Consider the following 21,860-nt stretch of genomic DNA (forward strand, 5'->3'; position numbering starts at 1 on the left):
TTTTCTTACTTATTCAATATTCTCCGCAATCCAAATGATCCTTTCCATTTAGGTGCAGGGAGCTTTACTGTCGAAGAAAGATACGTATATAAAGCTCCCATGAATAAAGAACCGCCGACAATATTCCCAATTGTCACAGGGACAATGTTATGAACAACACCCGCCACATCAATGGCGGACGGATGTGGTACAGCTAAGGCGAGTGAAAAAATAACAAAATTCGCAATAGAGTGCTCATATCCTGACGCAAAAAAGACGAAAACAATTAAAATCATAGCAAACATTTTTGCTACGTCTTCTTTCATTTGCATCGGAATGAAGATGGCCAAACAAACGAGCCAGTTACACAAAATTCCCTTTACAAATAATTGTATTGTTGTCGCATGCATCTTTTTCAACGCCATGGCAAATAACAAATGATCCATCGGGATATCATGAAAAATACCTGACTGTGCGATTAAAAAAGCGAAGAAAATAGCTCCAAGTAAATTACCGCTATAACACGCCACCCAGTTACGAACCGTATCTCCAACGGTTGTTTCTCTTTGAAGCGTACTAATAGTAAAATACATCGTATTTCCTGTAAATAGCTCTGCTCCACCGTACATAATGAGCACAAGCGCTATGCCGAAAAAAATTCCGCTTACTATATACGTTGCGGGCGAATGTGTCTCATAAAAATATTGACCGACACGCAAACAAAGAATAAGAGCAAAACCAATGTACACACTTGCGAGAGCAGCACGAATCATATATTGGACGGGTGAATTTTGTAAAATCGTTCTCTTCTTTAATGCTAGCTCCTTACATACTTGTAAAGCTTCCATTGTCTCTCCACTTCTCTTTCTGTTTTGTGATGTTTTTCACACTTTATCCTACTCCGATCACTCATGTTTTTCAATGTATTTGTGTAAATGTTAAAATAAATGTCAACACTTTCTTTTTTGAAAGCGTTTGTTTTTCAAATGACTATTGCAATTTTTGTATATGTTGTTCTCATCCTTTGCAAATAGATGCAGAAATATATTAATATAAGAAGGATGCAAAATACATGGTTAGAGGAGGAAGCTATGAACTACATCAAAGAAGAAAACGGTCAATTATGGTTAACAGAAGATGAACGTGAAAATTTAAAAATTAGTTATCGCATTAAAGAAGTCATTTACTCCGAACGGTCGCCATTTCAACATGTGATGATTTTGGACTCGTACGACTTCGGAAGAATGCTCGTGCTTGATGGTGTTGTACAAACAACTTCTATTGATGGTCACATTTATAATGAAATGATTTCACATGTTCCTCTTTCTCTTCATCCGTCGCCAAAAAAAGTGTTAATTATTGGTGGGGGCGATTGCGGTGCAGCTCGTGAAGTGGCGAAATATGAAGAGGTAGAAGAAATACATCTTGTTGAAATTGATGAATTAGTCGTTCAAGCATGTAAAAAACATTTACCTGAAGTATCTGGAAACCTTTCGGATCCGCGCGTGCAATATATATATAAAGATGGGGTACAGTTTGTTAAAGATCACATAAATACGTATGATGTCATTATTATTGATTCGTCCGATCCGATCGGTCCAGCCCAAGTATTATTTGAATACAATTTTTATAAAAGTGTATACGAAGCGTTAAAACAAGACGGAATAATGGTTTGTCAAAGTCAGTCCCCAATTTTTCATATGGACGTATTGAAACAAACATATACAAACATTCGTCGTCTATTCCCACACGCACACGTATACACAGCTACCGTCCCAACATATCCAGGTGGGCTATGGAGTTTCACTCTCGGAGCAAAACAACCGATTTCATTTGGGCGACTTAACGCCTTTGAAAAACAAACGAAATACGCAAATAGTGATGTATTAAATCAATGTTTTCGTCTCCCACAATTTATGAAAGAACATCTACAATCGTAGTCGGAGGGATTCCGGCTACGATTGTTGACAAAGATATTGGTTTTATATTATGATACAAATCGTAATGATTACTATTTTATGTTGTAGAGGAGGGAAAAAAACTATGCGCGTGAAAGTTGTGTTACAATGTACTGAGACTGGGGATCGAAATTACATAACAACAAAAAATAAACGAAACAATCCTGAACGACTTGAACTAAAAAAATATTGTCCACGTTTAAAACGCCATACGTTACATCGTGAAACGAAATAATCCGTGGCATTATGCCACGGATTATTTTTAATACAAGTGAACGCGTCTTGCAAAATCAACAAAACGAAATTTGTCGAGACGATGGCGCGATTCCGTATATTGAAACAAACTCGCATCGTCTAAATAAACGTAATTTCGCACGACAACAACGTGCGTATATTGTTTTAAATGTAAGTACATACGATCCTCTTCCGTACACTCTTCAACGAAAAATTCTTTTTTTGCAAAACTAATTTTTAATTGCAACTCCTTTTCAAGATATTCATAAATGGAACGCTCACATATATCTTTAGATAAAAACGGAACAACCTTTTTATTAAAAAAGTCTTTATCTAAAATAATACGTTCACCTTCAATCTCCCGCACGCGCACCACTTTCCAAATGTCTTCCCTTGCTGTAACGTGAAGATGTTTTTTTAACGCTTCATCAGGTTTAATGATCTCAAGCTGCTCGACAATTGTTCGTGATGGCTTTCCAAGCTTTTGTGCTAACTCCTTGAAACTAATAAGTCCAGAAATCGGGAAATCAAATTTTCTGACGTCCAACACAATGGAACCTTTTCCTTTAATTTTCTGAATATACCCATGTTCCGACAGTAAATTAAGCGCTTTTCGAATCGTTTCCCGCGACGTTTCGTATTGTTCAACGAGCTGATTTTCAGAAGGAATTTTCGTCCCCGGTTTAAATATTCCTTTTTCAATTTTTGATAACAAGTCATTGTAAATAGATAAATACTTATTTTCACTCATTGTTTATCACCGAAAAATATTTTACCATTATTTTTTCAAGTAATAAACAATGGATTCATACGGACGTAACGTGATTTTTTTGAAGTCGCTTGGTGAGTCTTCATAGTTTGACAATAAAACTTGACTTGTATATTCGTTTATATCGATATGTTTTGGCCATTCAAATAGCGTTTCTCGTCCGTAAAAATTATTAATCACAACAAGCTTTTCATTTTTTCCGTTGCGAATATATGCAAAAATCGAAGGATGGTCTTCTAAAATGAGCTCATAATCGCCCGTTGTAATAATGTCGTACTGTTTACGTAATTGAATAAGCTTTTGATAATGATAAAAAACCGATGTCGGATCTTGTAACGCCCTTTGAACATTAATTTGTTGATAGTTGCGCGCCACGGAAATCCACGGTGTTCCTGTTGTAAAGCCTGCGTGCTTCTCATCGCTCCATTGCATCGGCGTTCGGGAATTGTCACGAGATTTCCGTTGTAAAATATGCAATATATCTTGTTCACTTTTTCCTTGTTCTTTTAATATTCGGTACATGTTTAACGATTCGACATCGCGATAATCATCGATCCGTTCAAATTTCGGATCAGTCATTCCAATTTCTTCGCCTTGATAAATATAAGGCGTCCCTTGCATCATATGAATTGTTGTTGCCAACATTTTTGCGGATTCTTTATGGTATCGTTCGTCGTCACCGTAACGGGAAACGATGCGCGGTTGGTCATGATTGCACCAAAATAACGCGTTCCATCCTCCACCTTTATGCATTTCTACTTGCCACTCTGATAAGATCTTCTTTAGTTGTAAAAAGTCGAAATCAGCAACCGCCCACTTCTCCCCATTTGGATAGTCAACTTTTAAATGATGAAAATGAAATGTCATATTTAGTTCATGACGGTCAGGATTTGTATATAAAATACAATGATCAATTGTCGTCGACGACATTTCTCCTACCGTCATTATATCGTACTTCGAAAATACTTCTCGATTCATTTCTTGCAAAAATTCATGAATACGAGAACCATCTGTATAGTATTTTCTTCCGTCCCCAGGCAGAATAGCCCCATCGTCATCTAAAAAACGTTGATCTTTTGAAATTAAATTAATCACGTCCAAACGAAAGCCATCTACTCCTTTTTTTAGCCAAAAATGCATCATGTCATATACACGTTGACGTACTTCTTCGTTTTCCCAGTTTAAATCTGCTTGTGTAACATCGAACAAATGCAAATAATATTGCCCTGTTTGTTCATCATACTCCCAAGCAAATCCACCGAATTTTGATTGCCAATTGTTTGGCTCATCTCGCCAAATATAAAAATGACGATACGGATTGTCTTTAGATGATCGCGCTTGTTGGAACCATTCGTGATCAGTTGACGTATGATTAACGACAATATCCATAACAACTTTTATATTTCGTTTATGTGCTTCTTCAATGAGTTGCTCAAAATCTTCCATCGTTCCGTATGGTGCATAAATCCGATAATAGTCGCTTATGTCATATCCGTTGTCACGCTGTGGCGATTCGTAAATCGGGGTGAGCCAAATGGCATCGACCCCGAGTGTCTGCAAATAATCTAACTTTTCAATTACCCCTTGCAAATCGCCAATTCCGTCGCCATTCGTATCTTTAAAACTTTTCGGATAAATTTGATATACAACAGCTGTCTTCCACCATGGATGCATATTACTTACCGCCTTTCGTTTTTGCCAAGATGTATGTCAACGTAAATGGAACGATAAGAACGATCGCCATACCAATGAAAAATGGTGCCCATTTGTCAGGGAAAATGGATAAAAACCCAGGCAGTCCCCCGACACCAATCGAAGATGCTTGCACTTTATTCATCGTAATAAAAATTCCCGCAATGGCAGAACCAATAAGGGCAGAAATAAATGGATAACGGAATCGCAAGTTAACACCAAACATCGCTGGCTCTGTAATACCTAAATAAGCAGATACGGAAGATGTAAACGATAGTCCTTTTAGTTTTTCATCTTTTGTTGCGAACATCATAGCCAGTGCTGCTGAACCTTGTGCAATGTTCGATAGTGCGAGCATCGGCCATAAAAATGTTCCACCCGTGCTACCGATGAGTTGCAAGTCTACTGCTAAGAACGTATGGTGCATTCCTGTAACAACGAGAACTGCATATAATCCTCCATATACGAGCCCACCTAATGCCGCAAAACGATCAAACAAAGCGACAAGGCCATCCGTCAAAGCATTTGCGATTCCAAAAGTCACAGGGCCAATTGCGATAAAAGAAATAAATCCGGTCACGAGTAATGCGATGGGAGCAACAAGCAACAATTGGAATGCTTCAGGAATGCGTTTTTTCAAAAATATTTCTAACTTTGCCAATACATATGATGAAATTAAAATAGGCAACACTTGACCTTGATAACCGATTTTTTGAATATCAAAACCGAATAAATTCCAATACGGCACAGTTCCTTCTTGAACAGCTGAAGCATACGCCCAAGCATTTAATAAAGCTGGATGAACAAGCATCAGTCCGAGTACAATTCCGAGCAATTCACTTCCACCAAATTTTTTGACAGCTGACCAACCGATTAATCCCGGTAAGAAGACGAACGCTGTGTTGGCAATTAAGTTAATCATATCCGCAAAATCTCGCCACTGTTTATGGACATCAACAATTGATTTTTCGTCATAAAAAATTCCTGGTCCCGTTAAAATGTTGTTAATCCCCATGAGTAAACCTGCTGTCACGATGGCAGGTAAAATCGGAATGAAAATGTCTGCTAACGTTTTAATGGCACGTTGTAACGGGTTCAACTTTCTTTCTGCAGCATCTTTAATCTCTTGTTTCGTCGCTCGACCAATGCCGATCATTTCAATCATTTCATTGTACACTTTTTCCACTAATCCTTGGCCGATGACAACTTGGAACTGACCATTTACGGAAAACGAGCCTTTCACGATATCAATGTTTTCTAGTGCCTCTTTATCTACTTTTCCTTCGTCTTTTAGCGCAAAACGAAGACGAGTGACACAATGTGTGGCAGCAATAATGTTTTCTTTTCCACCGACTGCTTGAACAATTTTTTCAACAGATTGTCGCATCATTTCTTCCTCCTTAGTTGAAGCGTTTACATTGATTTTTATAAGACTTGTATATACAAGTTTGTTTGTTTATATTCTAACTTGTATATACAAGTTAGTCAACCGCTTTCAAAAAAATTTCATAGAAAAAAGATGCCCATGCGGACATCTTTCCTCTATCATTTGCTTTCTTTTCTCTTTGCACACATCGCTGCATGCCTTTTAATTTCGCCAATTAACAGCATTTCTTCTTGCTTAGAAATCTCCAACGAAAGACCGTACTGAAATTCATTCACATACGTTTTCTTCCAGATTACGACACCACGCACGTTCATCGGCTGATCAACGATCGTAAACTGCAACTCCACCTCAATTTCACCTTTTGCGGAGTCGATCGGTAAATTTAAGCTCGTCTCCATTCGAATGCCACGTGGGCTAATATCGTGAATTTCGGCCGCTCCTTTATCCGTTTCTACTTGTCGTTCCCCAATACGCGTAATGCGAAATTTGCACGGAATTGGTTGACCAAATTGATATCGAAAAGGTTCTTGACGTTTAAATCTCATCATGCATCCCCCATATGAAAAACTGTACCTTCTTCAATATAGTTGAAATGACAAATGAATTCAAGGGAATTATGACCATTTCGCCCACGTATCTGTAACATAACCAACTTCATCACAATCGAGAACGTACGTCACATTACCATACCGATCGCTTAACCGAAGTTCATCGACATTGACTTCTTCTATGATTCCTTTCTCCGTTTTTAAAACAACATGTCCGTGTGAGAGGAAATGACAACTTACTAATCGATGTGGATTCGTCTTCACTTCTTTAACGAGCAGCTGCCCACGTTTTGCGCGTGCGGATTGCTCAATTTCCGTTCGCGCTATTTTTTTTATTGCCCCTCGTTTTGTCACAAGAACAAGATTTTCATCTGTTGCCTGTTGACCAAACACGACGTAATCGCCTTCTTTTAGATGAATTCCTTTGACCCCTGCTGCCCGGACACCAACTTCTCCGACTTCTTCTTCTTGGAATAGCAATCCATACCCATAATGTGTGACGAGGAATATATGTCCACATCCATCCGTTCGATACACGCGCACAACTTCGTCATCCTCTTTGAGTCGCACAGCTACGAGTGGTTTAGAATAACGCTGTGCCTTATAGTGAACGAGGCTTGTTTTTTTCACAAATCCTTGTTTTGTAATAAATAATAAATATCCGTTTGAAAAATCTTCAATTGGAATGGCGCTAACGATCTGTTCATCACGATCAAGTGGAATGATATGAGAAATATGCTGTCCGAGATCTTTCCAACGAATATCCGGGAGTTCGTAGACAGGACAATATAAGTAATTTCCTTTATTCGTAAACAATAGTAACGTATGCGTAGTGTTCATCTCAAACATTCCGAGCAACCTGTCGCCCTCTTTCATCCCCACATCTTGCCCATTTGAAGCGCTATAAGATCGGAAACTTGTCCGTTTAATATATCCATCTTTTGTGACAGTGACGATCACATCTTCTTCTGGAACAACTACGTTCATTTCGATTTTAATTTCTTTTATTTCCTCCTCAATTGTCGTTCTTCGCTCATCTGCGTACATTTTTTTCATTTTTCTTAAGTCGGCTTTAATAACAGAGAGAAGTTTTTTTTCACTATCTAAAATAGCTGTTAATTCCTCGATTTTACGATGTAACGCACTTGCTTCTTCGCGTAAATCATCAATATCTGTATTTGTTAGACGATATAGCTGCAATGTAACAATCGCTTCTGCCTGTGGTTCTGTAAACCCATAACGATTGATTAAGTTCATTTTTGCATCCTTTTTATCTTGGGAAGCGCGAATCGTTGCGATCACATCATCTAAAATCGATACAGCTTTTATTAGCCCCTCGACAATATGAGCGCGTTCTTTCGCTTTCTTCAATTCATAACGGGAACGGTTCGTAACAACTTCTTTTTGATGTTCGATGTATGCATCTAACAGTTGCGTTAAGTTTAATAGTTTAGGACGACGGTCATAAATAGCAACCATATTGAAGTTGTACGTAATTTGCAAATCTGTATTTTTATATAAATAATTTAAAATTCCTTGTGCATTCCCATCTTTTTTCACCTCAATGACGATACGTAACCCTGTTCGGTCCGTCTCGTCACGCACGTCAATGATTCCATCCAACTTTTTTTCAAGACGCAATTCGTCAATTTTTTTAACTAAATTCGCCTTGTTCACTTCATAAGGAATTTCTGTAATAACGATCGCTTGTTTACCACCTTTTCCTTGTTCGATTGCTGCTTTACCACGAATGATGATTTTTCCCTTTCCCGTTTCATAAGCAGCTTTAATTCCTTCTTTTCCTTGAATGATTCCCCCTGTTGGAAAATCCGGACCTTTCAATACGTTCATTAAATCATCCACAGAACAATTCGGATGATCAATCCGCATCATCACCGCATCAATCACTTCTCCTAAATGATGCGGAGGAATTTCTGTAGCATAACCTGCTGAAATACCTGTTGAACCGTTGACGAGCAAATTCGGAAACATCGCTGGCAACACGACAGGCTCCTTGCTCGTATCATCAAAGTTCGGTACAAACTCTACTGTTTCTTTATCAATATCGCGCAGCAATTCGGATGCAATTGGCGATAATCTCGCTTCTGTATAACGCATCGCTGCAGGTGGATCACCATCAATGCTCCCGTTATTTCCATGCATTTCAATTAATACGTTTCTTACTTTCCATTCTTGGCTCATGCGCACCATTGCTTCATATACAGAAGAATCACCATGCGGGTGAAAGTTACCAATGACGTTTCCGACTGTTTTCGCGGATTTACGAAACGGCTTATCAGATGTGTTTCCTTCTACATACATCGCATATAAAATGCGGCGTTGTACTGGTTTTAACCCATCGCGTGCGTCAGGAAGCGCACGTTCTTGAATAATATATTTGCTATAACGACCAAATCGGTCGCCTAACACATCTTCAAACGGCAAATCTAATATGCGTTCCATGTTCTTATTCCCCCTCAGCTGTCATCACATGATCATTTTCTAAAATATTTACCTCTTCCTCTAATCCAAATTGCACATTCGATTCAATCCATTTTCTTCTCGGTTCTACTTTATCCCCCATTAACGTCGTTACACGGCGTTCAGCACGTGCTGCGTCATCAATACGTACACGAATAAGTGTACGCGTATCAGGATTCATCGTCGTCTCCCATAGTTGATCGGCATTCATTTCGCCAAGCCCTTTATATCGTTGAATAGTGTAGCCTTTTCCAATCTTCTTTAAAATAAGCTGTAATTGTTCATCTGTCCATGCATATTCAACAATTTCCTTTTTACCAACCTTTTTACTTACTTTATAAAGAGGTGGAAGTGCAATAAACACTTTACCAGCTTCAATGAGCGGTCGCATATAGCGATAAAAAAATGTCAACAACAGTACTTGAATATGCGCTCCATCCGTATCCGCGTCGGTCATGATGATCACTTTGTCATAATGAATATCATCAATCGAGAAATCTGCCCCGACACCACCGCCAATCGCATGGATGATTGTATTAATTTCTTCGTTCTTAAAAATATCACTTAATTTCGCTTTTTCTGTGTTAATGACTTTTCCACGGAGAGGCAATACAGCTTGAAAACGGCGATCACGACCTTGCTTAGCAGATCCGCCAGCTGAATCTCCCTCAACTAAATACAATTCATTTTTTTGTGGGTTTCGTGTTTGGGCAGGTGTGAGTTTTCCGCTTAATACATGTTCTCTTCCTTTTCTCTTTTTTCCAGATCGCGCCTCTTCCCGCGCTTTTCTCGCTGCTTCACGCGCTTGAAATGCACGAATCGCTTTTTTAATTAACATTGTCGCAATATCCGAATTTTCATTTAAAAAGTACGTCAATTTCTCGCTAACAACGGATTCAACCGCCGAACGAGCTTCAGGTGTTCCTAGTTTCCCTTTCGTTTGTCCTTCAAACTGCAAAAGGGCTTCTGGAATACGAACCGATATGATAGCAGATAGCCCTTCACGAATGTCTGTACCCTCTAAATTTTTATCTCGTTCCTTCAATAAACCTACCTTGCGTGCGTATTCATTAAAAACGCGAGTCATCGCCGCTTTTGCCCCGATTTCATGCGTCCCACCATCTTTCGTACGCACATGATTAACAAACGAAAGCATTTGCTCTGCATACCCGTCATGAAATTGAAAGGCAAACTCTACTTCAATACCACTTTGCTCACCGCTAAAAAACACGACAGGATGCAATACGTCTTTTTCTTCATTTAAATATTGGACAAACGCTTCAATTCCGTTGTCGTAATAAAACGTATCATGTGAACCCGTCCGCTCATCGTACAATTCGATTTTTAATCCTTTTAATAAAAATGCGGATTCACGTAAACGCTCGCTAATCGTTTCATAATGAAACGTCGTCGTACTAAAAATCGTCGGATCCGGTTTAAACTGAATTTTCGTCCCTGTCTGTTTTGTTACGCCAATTTTCTCAAGTGTAGTCACCGGCTTTCCACCGTGTTCAAATCGTTGGTAATACACAAAGCCATCGCGTTGAATCGTTACCTCCAACCACTCGGACAGAGCGTTAACGACGGACGCGCCAACACCATGTAAGCCACCGCTTGTTTTATACCCCCCTTGTCCGAATTTCCCACCTGCATGTAGCACAGTTAAAATGACTTCCGGAGTAGGCTTTCCTAGCTTGTGCATCCCGGTAGGCATACCACGTCCTTCATCTTGCACGCTAACACTTTGATCATTATGTATCGTGACAATAATGCGTCTACCATATCCGGCAAGCGCCTCGTCAACCGCATTATCGACAATTTCATATACAAGGTGATGTAAACCGCGACTATCTGTGCTTCCAATATACATGCCTGGTCGCTTACGAACGGCTTCTAACCCTTCTAATACTTGAATCGTGTCTTCGTTATATGTAAGAAGCTGCTTATCCGTCACACTCATTCCCCTTTCACAACAAGAACATTTGTTTCTGTTTTTTCGACTTTTTCTATTTTAACATACATTCGTAAAACGTCCAATGCCAACCCATCCCGCTCATTCCAAGCTGAAGATGATGAAGAAAAAGAACGACCATTACAAAAAGAATGGTCGTTTTTAACGTGTGAGCGCATGTTCTACTTTGATACAGCGATCCATCACAACCGTATACCCTTTTTCTGTCAAGTAACGATACACTTCTTCATCATATATACCTAATTGCGCCCAAAACACGTCCGCATGAATTTGTACAAACTGCTCAGCAATTTCACGCAAATGTTCAGACCGACGAAATACATTCACAATATCTACATGCCCTTCAATATCAGTTAACGTAGCGACAGCTGGGATACCTTCCCATTCTCTAATGAGCGGATTGACTGGGATGATTTCATACCCTGCCTCTCTCATCGCTTTTGCAACCATGTAAGATGTACGTTCTGGACGATTCGATAATCCTACTACAGCAATTCGCTTTGCCTTGTCTAATATTTGTTTAATCTGTTCACGACTTGGATTCATGTGCTCAACCTCCCTATGATAAACTAGTATTTCTTCATGTAAAAAAATAATCCTGCCTTCATTTTTTAAAAAAGCATGTTACAATAAAAGCAGAACCTCAATTCGAAGAGGAAATATTTATGGAGTAAAGGGTGCATACGATGTCCATTTTGCTTATAATTATCGGTTATTTACTTGGATCGATTCCGTTCGCCTTGCTTGTCGGGAAAATTGGATACGGAATTGATATACGTGAGCACGGGAGCGGAAATTTAGGTGGGACAAATACATTTCGCGTGCTCGGAGTAAAAGCGGGACTAATTGTTACAATTGCCGACATCTTAAAAGGGACGTTAGCGGCAAGCTTACCCGTACTGTTTTCTGTAGATATTCATCCCCTTATTACAGGGATGTTTGCTGTGTTTGGTCATACATACCCCGTATTTGCTCAATTTCGTGGTGGGAAAGCGGTCGCTACATCTGGTGGAGTCTTATTGTTCTACTCACCCATGCTTTTCATGACGATGTTAGCCGTCTTTTTCCTCATTCTATATGTATCAAAATACGTCTCGCTTTCATCGATGTTAACAGGGGTATATGCGACCGTATATGCATTTGTTTCGACAGATGATGTGCCTTTGCGCATCGTCGTCACATTATTAACATTGTTCGTATTTTATCGTCATCGAGCAAACGTGAAACGGATTTTAAACAAAACCGAACCGAAAGTGAAGTGGTTGTAACGTGACAACATGTCATTTACCAAAACAATTTGTAACAAAAATGAATGCTTTGCTTCACGATGAAGCGGAGCGTTTTTTTGCGACATACAACGAAGAAAAAGCAAATGGATTGCGCGTCAATTCGTTAAAAATTTCACCATCGACATTTTTACATATCAGTCCATGGAACCTTGAGCCTATTCCTTTTTGTTCAACAGGATTTTATTATCATGATGCGCAGCCAGGGAAACATCCGTACCATGCGGCTGGATTATACTATATTCAAGAACCGAGTGCGATGTTTGTAGCGGAAGTGCTTGCCCCATCCCCAGGAGAACGAGTTCTTGATTTATGCGCGGCTCCAGGAGGAAAAACGACACAAATCGCAGCAATGATGAATAACGAAGGATTTTTATTGGCAAATGAAATTCATCCGAAACGTGTGAAAGCTCTATCAGAAAATATCGAACGGCTCGGAATTACAAACACCATCGTGACAAATGAAACGCCTGAAAAACTATCGGAAACATTTGAAGGTTTTTTCGATAAAATTTTAGTTGATGCCCCTTGTTCCGGAGAAGGAATGTTTCGAAAAGATGAAGAAGCGATCTCATTTTGGAGCTTAGATCATGTTCAAAAATGCACCCAAGCGCAACGACATATTTTATCATGCGCCTATCACATGTTACACGAAGGAGGGATACTCGTTTATTCGACGTGCACATTTTCCCCAGAAGAAAATGAACAAATGATTGATTGGTTTTTAGCGACTTATGATGATATGGAGTTAATTCCGATTCAAAAAGAACACGGCGTCCAATCAGGTGTTGTTGATTGGACAAGCACAAACAATGAACAAATAGCACATACAGCAAGGTTATGGCCCCATCATCTAAAAGGAGAAGGACATTTCGTCGCAAAAATGCGCAAACGTGGAGAAACAAAACGATGGAACGGAAAATTTATGACTCCTAACGTATCTAAAGCGATGTGGCGTGATTATGAGACGTTTTCCAACAATACGATACAAACAACAATAAAAGGAACGATGTACACGTTCGGCACACACTTATTTGCGCTTCCACATCTTTGCCCGCGATTAGATGGTTTAAAAGTCGTTCGTCCTGGGCTTCATATTGGTGAATGGAAAAAAAACCGATTTGAACCTAATCATGCTTTAGCTATGGCATTAACACCACAACAAGTACAAGCTTATGTTTCTCTCACTTTTGAAGAAAGTATCCGATATATGAAGGGGGAAACATTACAAACTAACGAAGACCGTGGATGGGTATTGATGACTATTGACGGGTACTCGCTCGGTTGGGGAAAAGAAGTAAAAGGAATTGTAAAAAACTTTTACCCTAAAGGGTTACGAATCAAGTAGGATGCCCCTCGTTAAAAGGGACATCCTTTATTTTGTGATCGTAACTGTAAAAGTAATATCATCTTTACTCAAGTCGAACGTTTTCACTTTTAACACAAACCCTTTTTTAATCTGAATGTCGCTTACGACGATGTAAATGCGCTCTTGTTTAGCATCCACTTTCACCCAATCCGGCAAAGAAGCATGTTTATCTATATACGCTAAAACATACGGTACAGGTAAACGAAGTTGGCCGAACGTCATCATTGGCTGAGCAAGCACAATATGTCCATGCTCATCGACAACCGGATCAAATGCCATTGTTAAATCTACAGGCCTCCCAAATACCGGGATTACACTTTTTATATACAGCCGATCAGCCAGTTGAACATCGTAAGATAATTGACCTTTTTTTTCATGTTTCTGAATGTATGCATTCACTAACGTATTAAGATGTTGTTTCGATGTTTGAACAGTAAATGTTGGACCTTCTCCTTCAATGCTTGGAATACTTGGGGAAGAAGATGGCTGAAACATATAAAAAAATAACAAAGCGATGAGCAAACCATTTATTCCTAACAAACCAAAAAACAAATGTTTCCATTTTACTTTTACGGTCTTCACTGTTCATTCTCCTTTAGCCATTCAACATGTTTTTGTAAATATGTGTATATACGTTGCGCCATTCGCTCATAACCGCGCGCGTTTGGATGAAACTGATCGTCATACAATACGTCGTCACGCCCTTCAAACAAGTCTGCAATAGGAACGAATAACGCATAATCATAGCGCGAAACGACTTGTTTACTCCCTTCATTCCACATGTGTATGATGTCATCCATTTCCGGTATATTTGGAAATGCTGAGGAAAACGGATTGTATAATCCGATAAGCACAATGTAAGCATCTTCATTCATATGACGAAGAAGTTGCAATTGCTCATGAAGTCGGGAAGCAAATGCCTCCTGCTCTTTTACAAATAAATCGTATGTCAAAGTTAAAAAATGTGAGCGAGCAACTTTCATGATATCATTTCCACCAATCGTAATAAAAATAAGATCCGCTTGTCGAATAAATGGTTCATTATTTATAATTACATCTGCCAGTTGTGTACTACGCAATCCTCGCTTCCCGAAGTTGTTCACAAATACTTCATTTATATCTTCTCGCTCTTCCATATATCGCTTTATTAGCGTGACATATCCATCTTGATCATCGCCTACCCCTTCTGTCAATGAATCACCTAACGCTACTATATGCAAATTACGAGGTAGCGGCTGTTGGACACTTTCCTCTGTCCGCTGTAAAGTTTCTTCTTTCACTGTCTGTATAGAAGAGCATCCAGCCAAACAGAAACAAAAGAGCAAAAGGAGAAACTTGTTCATACGCTTCATCTCCTCCCCATAAAAGAAAAGACAAAAATGACTAGATCATCATTTTTGTCTGTATCTCCTATTGTAACATGTCAATATGTTTTAAAATTTCTTCGTAAGGTACGTCATTTAATCCGCTATAATACTTCACAATCGTTCCGTTTTGGTCAACAAGATAAAAGTCTGTACCGTGAATGACTTGATCTCCTTCTTGCGGCTTCTTTACAACAGTTTTAAAGTTTTTTTGGGCAAAACGCTCGATCTCTTCCTGTGTGTACCCTGTAAGTAAATGCCATTTATTCTCATCCGCTTGAAACTTTTCAATATATGTTTTTAACGCTTCCGGTGTATCGTTTTCGGGATCTACACTAAATGAAACAAAATGGACATCAATCCCTTTTTCTTGCGCCATCTTTTGTAGCTTCGCCATATTAGCCGTCATCGGTGGACAAACATCAGCGCATCGTGTAAAAATGAAATCAGCTATCCACACTTTTCCCTTTAAATCAGCTAGACCGAATGTTTGACCATTTTGATCGGTGAACGTAAAGTCTTCAATTGGCCAGTTTTTTGCATCTGGAATCGATTGTTGGCAAGCAACGAGAACAGATAGTAATACAACAAACAGCCATAAACGTTTCAACTTTTGCTTCCCTCCCTACTCCGTATAATACATAAATCCTATCGCCCCTGGCCCTGTATGCGTTGAAATGATCGGGGTAGTGTATACAATCTCAGTTTGCGTCCATCCTGTTGCTTCTGCGATCGACTGTTTTAATCGTTCGCTCAAATCAAGTGCGTCTGCATGAGCAATCCCTACTGCTCGAATTGTTTTTCCTTTCGTATGCTCCACAAATTGATTTGTTAAATACTTGACGATTTGAGACTGGCTACGAACTTTTGTGACAGGAGTATATACACCGTCTTCTAACGAAGCGATCGGTTTAATGTTCAGTAGCGAACCGATCATTGCTTTTCCCCGTCCGATCCGTCCACCTTTCACGAGATTTTCGAGCGTATCGACAACGACAAACAAATGCGTATTCGCACGGATCGCATCAAGACGTGAAACGATTTCGGCCACCGTTTTTCCTTCAGCAGCCATTTTTGCCGCTTCTAACACTTGAAAGCTAAGCGCAAGAGAAATGAAACGAGAATCGATGACTGTAACGTTGGCTTTTGTCATGGCCGCTGCACTTTCCGCAGAACGTACCGTTCCGCTCATTCCCCCGGTCATGTGAATCGAAATCACGTCATATCCTGCTTCTCCTAGCTTGTCATACACTTCTAAAAACTGTCCTGCAGACGGTTGTGAGCTTTTCGGTAGCTCATTCGCTTGCTTCATTTCTTCAATAAATTTTTGAGGAGTTAAGTCAATGCCATCTAAGTATGTTTTTCCGTCAATGGAGATAGATAATGGAACAACATGAATGCCCCATGCCTCAATCGTTTCTTTCGATAAGTCTACCGTTGAATCTGTTACAATCTTCACTTTACTCATTTTTTCACTTCCTGTATTTCATTCTAAAATTGTGTACGGTGAAATTATATAATAAAACCCCATGATATGTCGTCGGTTTCATAAAATTTTTTGCAAAAAAGAGCTGATTTGCACTTTAGCAAATCAGCTCATGCGTTGTTTTTTAAAATTTCAGATTTAAATATTTGTTCGTATACCGGCCACTTCAACACGCGTTTTAAATACTCTTTAAACGAGTATATCTTTTTCGACTTCTCACTCGCATACACTTGTGCAATAAATGTTTGCAACCTAACTTTTACAATAAATTGATAAGGGTTATCGTCCTCCAGTACCGGAATTTCGATAATTTTTACTTTTTGCCCATCTACGTTTTTGAACTCTAGGCTTTTGAATAACAAAATATCAATCCTCTTTTTTGACCGATTTACTTATATTATACACGATTTTTATGCCGAAGTATGTCACATTTCGTCACTCATTTATAAAAAATTTTTGTCAAATCAACAAATGAAATAAACTGCTGTCTTTATTGACTTCTATAAATGGAAATCCTTTTTTCTTCATTCGCTCAACAAGTGGACTGTAATCTTCACGACACTTTAATTCAATGCCAACGAGAGCGGGACCGCTATCTTTATTATTTTTTTTCGTATATTCAAAAAGTGTAATGTCATCTGTTGGTCCTAACACTTCATCAAGAAATTCACGTAAAGCTCCGGCACGTTGCGGAAAATTGACAATAAAATAATGTTGAAGCCCTTCATAAATCATAGATCGTTCTTTAATTTCTTGCATGCGCCCGATATCGTTGTTTCCTCCGCTAATAATACAAACAACCGTTTTACCACGAATGTGATCTTTATATAAGTCAAGCGCAGCAACTGGCAACGCTCCAGCAGGTTCTACAACGATCGCATTCTCGTTATAAAGTTGCAAAATTGTTGTGCACACTTTTCCTTCAGGAACGACTACAATATCGTCAACGAGCTCTTTCGCTAACGTAAATGTCTTTTCACCCACGCGCTTGACTGCTGCACCATCTACAAACGGATCAATCTCACTTAAAGTAATCACTTCGTTTGCTTCAAATGATTTCTTCATTGATGGTGCCCCTTCAGGTTCAATTCCAATCAGTTTTGTGGCAGGGGAAATGCTTTTCATGTACGTGCCTACACCAGAAATGAGTCCTCCTCCACCAATGCTTGCGAACACATAATCAATAGCTTCTTCACAATCATTTAACATTTCAACTCCAACCGTTCCTTGACCAGCGATAACAGCTTCATCATCAAATGGATGGATAAACGTTCGCTGCTCTTTTTTAGCGCAAATAAGCGCTTGCTCGTAAGAGTCGTCAAATGTATCACCAACTAAAATAATATCAACAAACTCCCTCCCAAAAAATTGAACTTGTGATACTTTTTGTCTCGGAGTTGTAGAAGGCATATAAATTTTCCCATGCACCCCAAGCGCTCGGCACGAATAAGCTACCCCTTGCGCATGATTGCCCGCACTTGCACAAACAACTCCATTTTTCTTTTCTTCTTCACATAAACTTTTCATTCGGTAATAGGCTCCTCGAATTTTAAACGATCGAACGACTTGTAAATCTTCCCGTTTAAAATATACGTGGCAATCGTAACGCTCTGAAAGCAATTCATTTTTTTGTAGAGGAGTATGGTATACGACGTCTTTTAATGTTTGATAAGCAATTAAAATATCTTCTACATATACACCATGTTTTCGTTTTACTTGTTGTTCCATTTTCTCGTTTCCTTTCCGTTTGTAATTTCGTTGTCAAAATTATGTTATTCTAAAATATATCATATTTTCGAATAAAGAAAAGTAAATTTTCTAAAAATTATCCGAAAAAATAAAGCTCGCTTGTTATTTGCGAGCTATTCGTTCATATATGCAAAATGTATGTGGGTAGCGATTTTTTTCATCTTGTACGCCAGGCTGTACCGAGCAGAGCTCCCATTGCTGTTCATCAATGTGTGGAAAAAATGTATCCCCATGAAACGTTGCATCAATATGCGTAACGTACAATCGATCAGCTATCGGCATCGCTTGTTCAAATACTTGTGCCCCCCCTATAACGAATACATGACCGTATTGTTGTTCGACTTGCTTTATGCCATCAATGGAGTGAATAACTTGACAACGAGAGATGTTCAAGACGGACTTGTCGCGTGTAAGTATGATATTCGTTCTTCCTGGCAAGGGGCGACCGATTGATTCAAATGTTTTTCTTCCCATCACAATCGGATGTCCCATCGTTACTCGCTTAAAATAAGCTAAATCAGCTGGTAAATGCCAAGGCAACGTATTGTTATAACCGATCACTCGATTTCGATCCATGGCCACAATAATAGAAATCAATCGACTCACTTCCTTATATAGACACGTCCGCTTTAATATGCGGATGCGGGTCATAATCAACGATTTCAAAATCTTCAAAACGATACTCAAAAATGGAAGAAGGCTTTCGTTTGATGATTAGTTTTGGAAGCGGGCGCGGCTCCCTCGTTAATTGCAATTTCGCTTGTTCAATATGGTTCATGTATAAATGGACATCGCCGCCAGTAAAAATAAGTTCTTTTGGCTCCAAATCGCATTGTTGGGCAACCATATGTGTAAGTAATGCATAGCTTGCAATATTGAACGGAAGACCTAAAAACGTATCGACAGAGCGCTGTTGCCACATACATGATAACGTCCCGTTTTCTACATAAAACTGAAAAGCATAGTGACAAGGAGGCAACTTCATGCGATTTAATTCCCCTACATTCCATGCATTGACTAAAAGTCGGCGGGAATTCGGGTTTGTTTTTATTTGTTCAATCACTTCACTAATTTGATCAATTGTTCGACCATCGGCCCCTTTCCATGAACGCCATTGCGCGCCATATACCGGTCCTAAATCCCCGTTTTCATCTGCCCATTCGTCCCAAATCGTTACACCATTTTCTTTTAAATAACGAATATTTGTATCTCCACTCAAAAACCAAAGCAATTCGTGGATGATCGAACGAATATGTAATTTTTTTGTCGTAAGCAAAGGAAAACCTTCGCGTAAATCAAATCGTAATTGACGTCCGAATACGGAAATCGTCCCCGTTCCTGTGCGATCGTCCTTATACACCCCGTTTTGTAAAATATCTTCAAGTAATTGTAAATATTGCTTCATAACACCCTCACCTTCTTTTATATACTGTCATTTATTATGACATAAAGCATACAACTAGGAAAGAAAAAACCGTAGGACAATCCTACGGCTAACAAATACGTGGTAACATTAATCCTGTTAATCGATATAATCGTCTTGTTGTCCCGAGCGGCGTCCGCAATAAAAGCTGACCTTTATTTGTTGCCCGAACAGTTCCAATCACAGCAGCATCTTTTCCCTCTGGTTGCGAACGGAGCGCATCAAGCACCGCTTGTTCATCTTCTTTTGGAACGATCATGACTACTTTTCCCTCATTGGCTAAGTAAAGAGGATCAAAACCAAGTAATTCACATGCCCCTTTGACTTCTCTCTTCACTGGGATACATTCTTCCTCTAATTCAATCGTTACACCGAAATCTTCACAAATTTCTACAAGAGTGGTCGCTAGCCCACCGCGCGTTGGATCGCGCATCAGTCGAATGCGCTGACTTGCCTCTAAAGCTTTTGCGACGAGTGGATACAATGAAGTACAGTCGCTCTCAATCGTTGATACAAGCCCTAATTCTCCTCGTGCAACTAATACAGCTACACCATGATCTCCAACCGAACCACTGACAATAACCGAGTCCCCTTCATCCATGTTCCGTTCAAGCGGGTGCGAAATAATGCCAATTCCTGTTGTATTAATATATAATCCATCTGCACTTCCACGTTCAACAACTTTTGTATCCCCTGCAACAATTGCTACATTTGTTTTTTTCGCTTCTTCTGCCATCGATTGAACGACTGTTTTTAAATGACGAATAGGAAACCCCTCTTCAATAATAAAGCTACACGTTAATACTTTTGGGATCGCCCCAACAACTGCTAAATCGTTTATTGTTCCAGCTACCGCTAACTTTCCGATATTTCCACCCGGAAAGAAAATTGGCTTGATGACAAAACTATCCGTTGTCACAGCGAGCTCATGTGTCCCTAACGCAAACGTAGCGGCATCAAACTTTGCATGACGCTCATTACGAAACGTAGAAACAAAAACATCTGTAATTAGTTTGTGAGCTAACTCCCCACCATCCCCATGCGCAAGCGTTATTCGCTCCATTCGTTACTCCTCCCTCATATATTGATAATAAGCTGCACAACTACCTTCCGACGATACCATACATGGACCAATTGGATTGAGGGGTGTACATGCTCTCCCAAACAACGCACATTGAGGTGGATCAATGAGACCACGAATCACTTCACCACATCGACATTTTGTTCGACGTGGTTCACGTGTTGGAATAGGAAATTTCACCTTAGCGTTAAACTGATTATACTCACTCTTAAAATCCATTCCACTATCAAAAATGACACCGATGCCACGCCACGCCTCGTCACATAATGTAAAGTAATGATTCATCCAATATTTTGCCTGCACATTTCCTTGTTCAGTCACAACACTTTTGTAATCATTTAATACAACAGCGCGTTGTTCAAGCGATAGCAGCAACAAATGACGAAGAGCACTTAACATATCAAGCGCTTCAAACCCGCTAATGACTGCAGGCATATTGTATTCTGTTGCTAAAAATTCAAAATGCTTTCTCCCCATTACCATCGATACGTGTCCAGGGAGTAAAAATCCATCTAATGCCACTTCTCCGTCATGAAGCAACTGGCGTAAAATCGGTTCCACTAGCTTCGTGGACATCCACATAGAAAAATTTCTTACTTGTTTCTCTTCCGCTTCTTTTACAGCTGCAGCTAAAATCGGAATCGTCGTTTCAAACCCTATGCCTAAAAAAATAACTTCTTGATGTGGGTGTTGTTCGGCGATGCGAACGGCATCAACAGGAGAATAGACAACTCGTACATCTTTTCCTTCTGTCTTCGCTTGCATCAACGTACCATAAGATCCTGGCACTCGAACCATATCGCCAAATGTACAAATGATTCGATTCACACCATCTGTCAAAGAAATCATTGCATCAATCGTTACTTGATCGGTGACACAAACAGGGCAACCAGGGCCAGAAATAAGACGAACGTATCCTTCAAGCGCTTTTTTCACTCCTGTACGAGCGAGAGCCATTGTATGTGAACCACACACTTCCATGAAGGAAGGTATTCGCCCGAACGTTTGTTGAAACCGATCGGCTAACGTCTTCACTTCCTGTAACAGCGTTTGACTAAGTGTTGAGTGATCCGTCACTTCTA

Annotated in this window: 22 protein-coding genes; 4 read left to right on the plus strand and 18 right to left on the minus strand. The window is 39.5% G+C overall.

Annotation, left to right across the window (positions count from 1 at the left end; genetic code table 11):
* Positions 1-5: 5 nt before the first annotated feature.
* On the minus strand, positions 6-827 hold the full coding sequence (locus V7Z64_RS01450; protein WP_003397203.1) for a formate/nitrite transporter family protein: 822 nt from the start codon (positions 825-827) through the stop codon (positions 6-8).
* A 243-nt stretch (positions 828-1,070) separates the two neighbouring features.
* Here V7Z64_RS01450 and speE point away from each other — a divergent pair, with 243 nt between their 5' ends.
* Both speE and rpmG read left to right on the plus strand, forming a co-directional pair.
* Positions 1,071-1,919 (plus strand): polyamine aminopropyltransferase, encoded by an 849-nt coding sequence (speE, locus tag V7Z64_RS01455; RefSeq protein WP_297988169.1) that lies wholly within the window; start codon positions 1,071-1,073, stop codon positions 1,917-1,919.
* 103 nt (positions 1,920-2,022) lie between these two features.
* Entirely contained in the window at positions 2,023-2,172 is a 150-nt protein-coding gene (rpmG, locus tag V7Z64_RS01460; RefSeq protein WP_003397205.1) for a 50S ribosomal protein L33, read from the plus strand.
* A 27-nt stretch (positions 2,173-2,199) separates the two neighbouring features.
* On the opposite strand, the gene treR is transcribed toward rpmG, so the two are convergent.
* From treR to V7Z64_RS01495, 7 genes are all read right to left on the minus strand, one after another.
* Complete coding sequence (treR, locus tag V7Z64_RS01465; RefSeq protein ID WP_297988164.1) at positions 2,200-2,922, minus strand: trehalose operon repressor; 723 nt, start codon at positions 2,920-2,922, stop codon at positions 2,200-2,202.
* 27 nt (positions 2,923-2,949) lie between these two features.
* A complete protein-coding gene (gene treC / locus V7Z64_RS01470; RefSeq protein ID WP_334109293.1) occupies positions 2,950-4,614 on the minus strand; it encodes an alpha,alpha-phosphotrehalase in 1,665 nt (554 codons plus the stop codon).
* A gap of 1 nt (position 4,615) precedes the next feature.
* The gene (treP, locus tag V7Z64_RS01475) at positions 4,616-6,019 is read right to left on the minus strand and encodes a PTS system trehalose-specific EIIBC component (protein ID WP_297988160.1); all 1,404 of its coding nucleotides are present in this window, start codon (positions 6,017-6,019) and stop codon (positions 4,616-4,618) included.
* Between the two features lie 158 nt (positions 6,020-6,177).
* Positions 6,178-6,564 carry a PilZ domain-containing protein gene (locus V7Z64_RS01480; RefSeq protein ID WP_297988158.1) on the minus strand — a complete coding sequence of 129 codons (387 nt, stop codon included), beginning with the start codon at positions 6,562-6,564 and terminating at the stop codon, positions 6,178-6,180.
* 69 nt (positions 6,565-6,633) lie between these two features.
* Positions 6,634-9,030, minus strand: coding sequence for a DNA topoisomerase IV subunit A (gene parC / locus V7Z64_RS01485; RefSeq protein ID WP_297988156.1), 2,397 nt, complete (start codon positions 9,028-9,030; stop codon positions 6,634-6,636).
* Positions 9,031-9,034: 4 nt separating this feature from the next.
* The gene (gene parE / locus V7Z64_RS01490; protein ID WP_297988154.1) at positions 9,035-11,008 is read right to left on the minus strand and encodes a DNA topoisomerase IV subunit B; all 1,974 of its coding nucleotides are present in this window, start codon (positions 11,006-11,008) and stop codon (positions 9,035-9,037) included.
* Positions 11,009-11,161: 153 nt separating this feature from the next.
* The gene (locus V7Z64_RS01495; RefSeq protein ID WP_297988152.1) at positions 11,162-11,566 is read right to left on the minus strand and encodes a CoA-binding protein; all 405 of its coding nucleotides are present in this window, start codon (positions 11,564-11,566) and stop codon (positions 11,162-11,164) included.
* 140 nt (positions 11,567-11,706) lie between these two features.
* Here V7Z64_RS01495 and plsY point away from each other — a divergent pair, with 140 nt between their 5' ends.
* Positions 11,707-12,288 (plus strand): glycerol-3-phosphate 1-O-acyltransferase PlsY, encoded by a 582-nt coding sequence (plsY, locus tag V7Z64_RS01500; protein WP_297988150.1) that lies wholly within the window; start codon positions 11,707-11,709, stop codon positions 12,286-12,288.
* Between the two features lies 1 nt (position 12,289).
* Complete coding sequence (locus V7Z64_RS01505; RefSeq protein ID WP_297988148.1) at positions 12,290-13,654, plus strand: RsmF rRNA methyltransferase first C-terminal domain-containing protein; 1,365 nt, start codon at positions 12,290-12,292, stop codon at positions 13,652-13,654.
* A 27-nt stretch (positions 13,655-13,681) separates the two neighbouring features.
* Here the strand turns inward: V7Z64_RS01505 and V7Z64_RS01510 are convergent, their stop codons facing one another.
* The 10 genes from V7Z64_RS01510 to hypD form a co-directional block, all read right to left on the minus strand.
* Positions 13,682-14,257 carry a YpmS family protein gene (locus tag V7Z64_RS01510; protein ID WP_297988146.1) on the minus strand — a complete coding sequence of 192 codons (576 nt, stop codon included), beginning with the start codon at positions 14,255-14,257 and terminating at the stop codon, positions 13,682-13,684.
* On the minus strand, positions 14,254-15,018 hold the full coding sequence (locus V7Z64_RS01515) for an SGNH/GDSL hydrolase family protein (RefSeq protein ID WP_003397225.1): 765 nt from the start codon (positions 15,016-15,018) through the stop codon (positions 14,254-14,256). The genes V7Z64_RS01510 and V7Z64_RS01515 overlap by 4 nt, the downstream gene beginning before the upstream one ends.
* Positions 15,019-15,085: 67 nt before the next feature.
* Positions 15,086-15,649 (minus strand): SCO family protein, encoded by a 564-nt coding sequence (locus V7Z64_RS01520; RefSeq protein ID WP_003397226.1) that lies wholly within the window; start codon positions 15,647-15,649, stop codon positions 15,086-15,088.
* 15 nt (positions 15,650-15,664) lie between these two features.
* Complete coding sequence (locus tag V7Z64_RS01525; RefSeq protein ID WP_219986522.1) at positions 15,665-16,507, minus strand: DegV family protein; 843 nt, start codon at positions 16,505-16,507, stop codon at positions 15,665-15,667.
* Positions 16,508-16,635: 128 nt separating this feature from the next.
* Positions 16,636-16,887: a YpmP family protein gene (locus V7Z64_RS01530; RefSeq protein ID WP_003397228.1), complete on the minus strand. Its 252-nt coding sequence runs from the start codon at positions 16,885-16,887 to the stop codon at positions 16,636-16,638.
* Between the two features lie 97 nt (positions 16,888-16,984).
* On the minus strand, positions 16,985-18,253 hold the full coding sequence (ilvA, locus tag V7Z64_RS01535; protein WP_297988184.1) for a threonine ammonia-lyase IlvA: 1,269 nt from the start codon (positions 18,251-18,253) through the stop codon (positions 16,985-16,987).
* Positions 18,254-18,376: 123 nt separating this feature from the next.
* Positions 18,377-18,871 carry a dihydrofolate reductase gene (locus V7Z64_RS01540; RefSeq protein WP_297991896.1) on the minus strand — a complete coding sequence of 165 codons (495 nt, stop codon included), beginning with the start codon at positions 18,869-18,871 and terminating at the stop codon, positions 18,377-18,379.
* Between the two features lie 13 nt (positions 18,872-18,884).
* Entirely contained in the window at positions 18,885-19,679 is a 795-nt protein-coding gene (gene thyA / locus V7Z64_RS01545; RefSeq protein ID WP_297991894.1) for a thymidylate synthase, read from the minus strand.
* A gap of 88 nt (positions 19,680-19,767) precedes the next feature.
* Positions 19,768-20,760: a hydrogenase expression/formation protein HypE gene (hypE, locus tag V7Z64_RS01550; RefSeq protein ID WP_297991892.1), complete on the minus strand. Its 993-nt coding sequence runs from the start codon at positions 20,758-20,760 to the stop codon at positions 19,768-19,770.
* A 3-nt stretch (positions 20,761-20,763) separates the two neighbouring features.
* Entirely contained in the window at positions 20,764-21,855 is a 1,092-nt protein-coding gene (gene hypD / locus V7Z64_RS01555) for a hydrogenase formation protein HypD (protein ID WP_297991899.1), read from the minus strand.
* Positions 21,856-21,860 lie beyond the last annotated feature (5 nt).

Origin of the sequence: Anoxybacillus sp. (genome assembly GCF_036834105.1) — a bacterium.
Taxonomy (GTDB): domain Bacteria; phylum Bacillota; class Bacilli; order Bacillales; family Anoxybacillaceae; genus Anoxybacillus.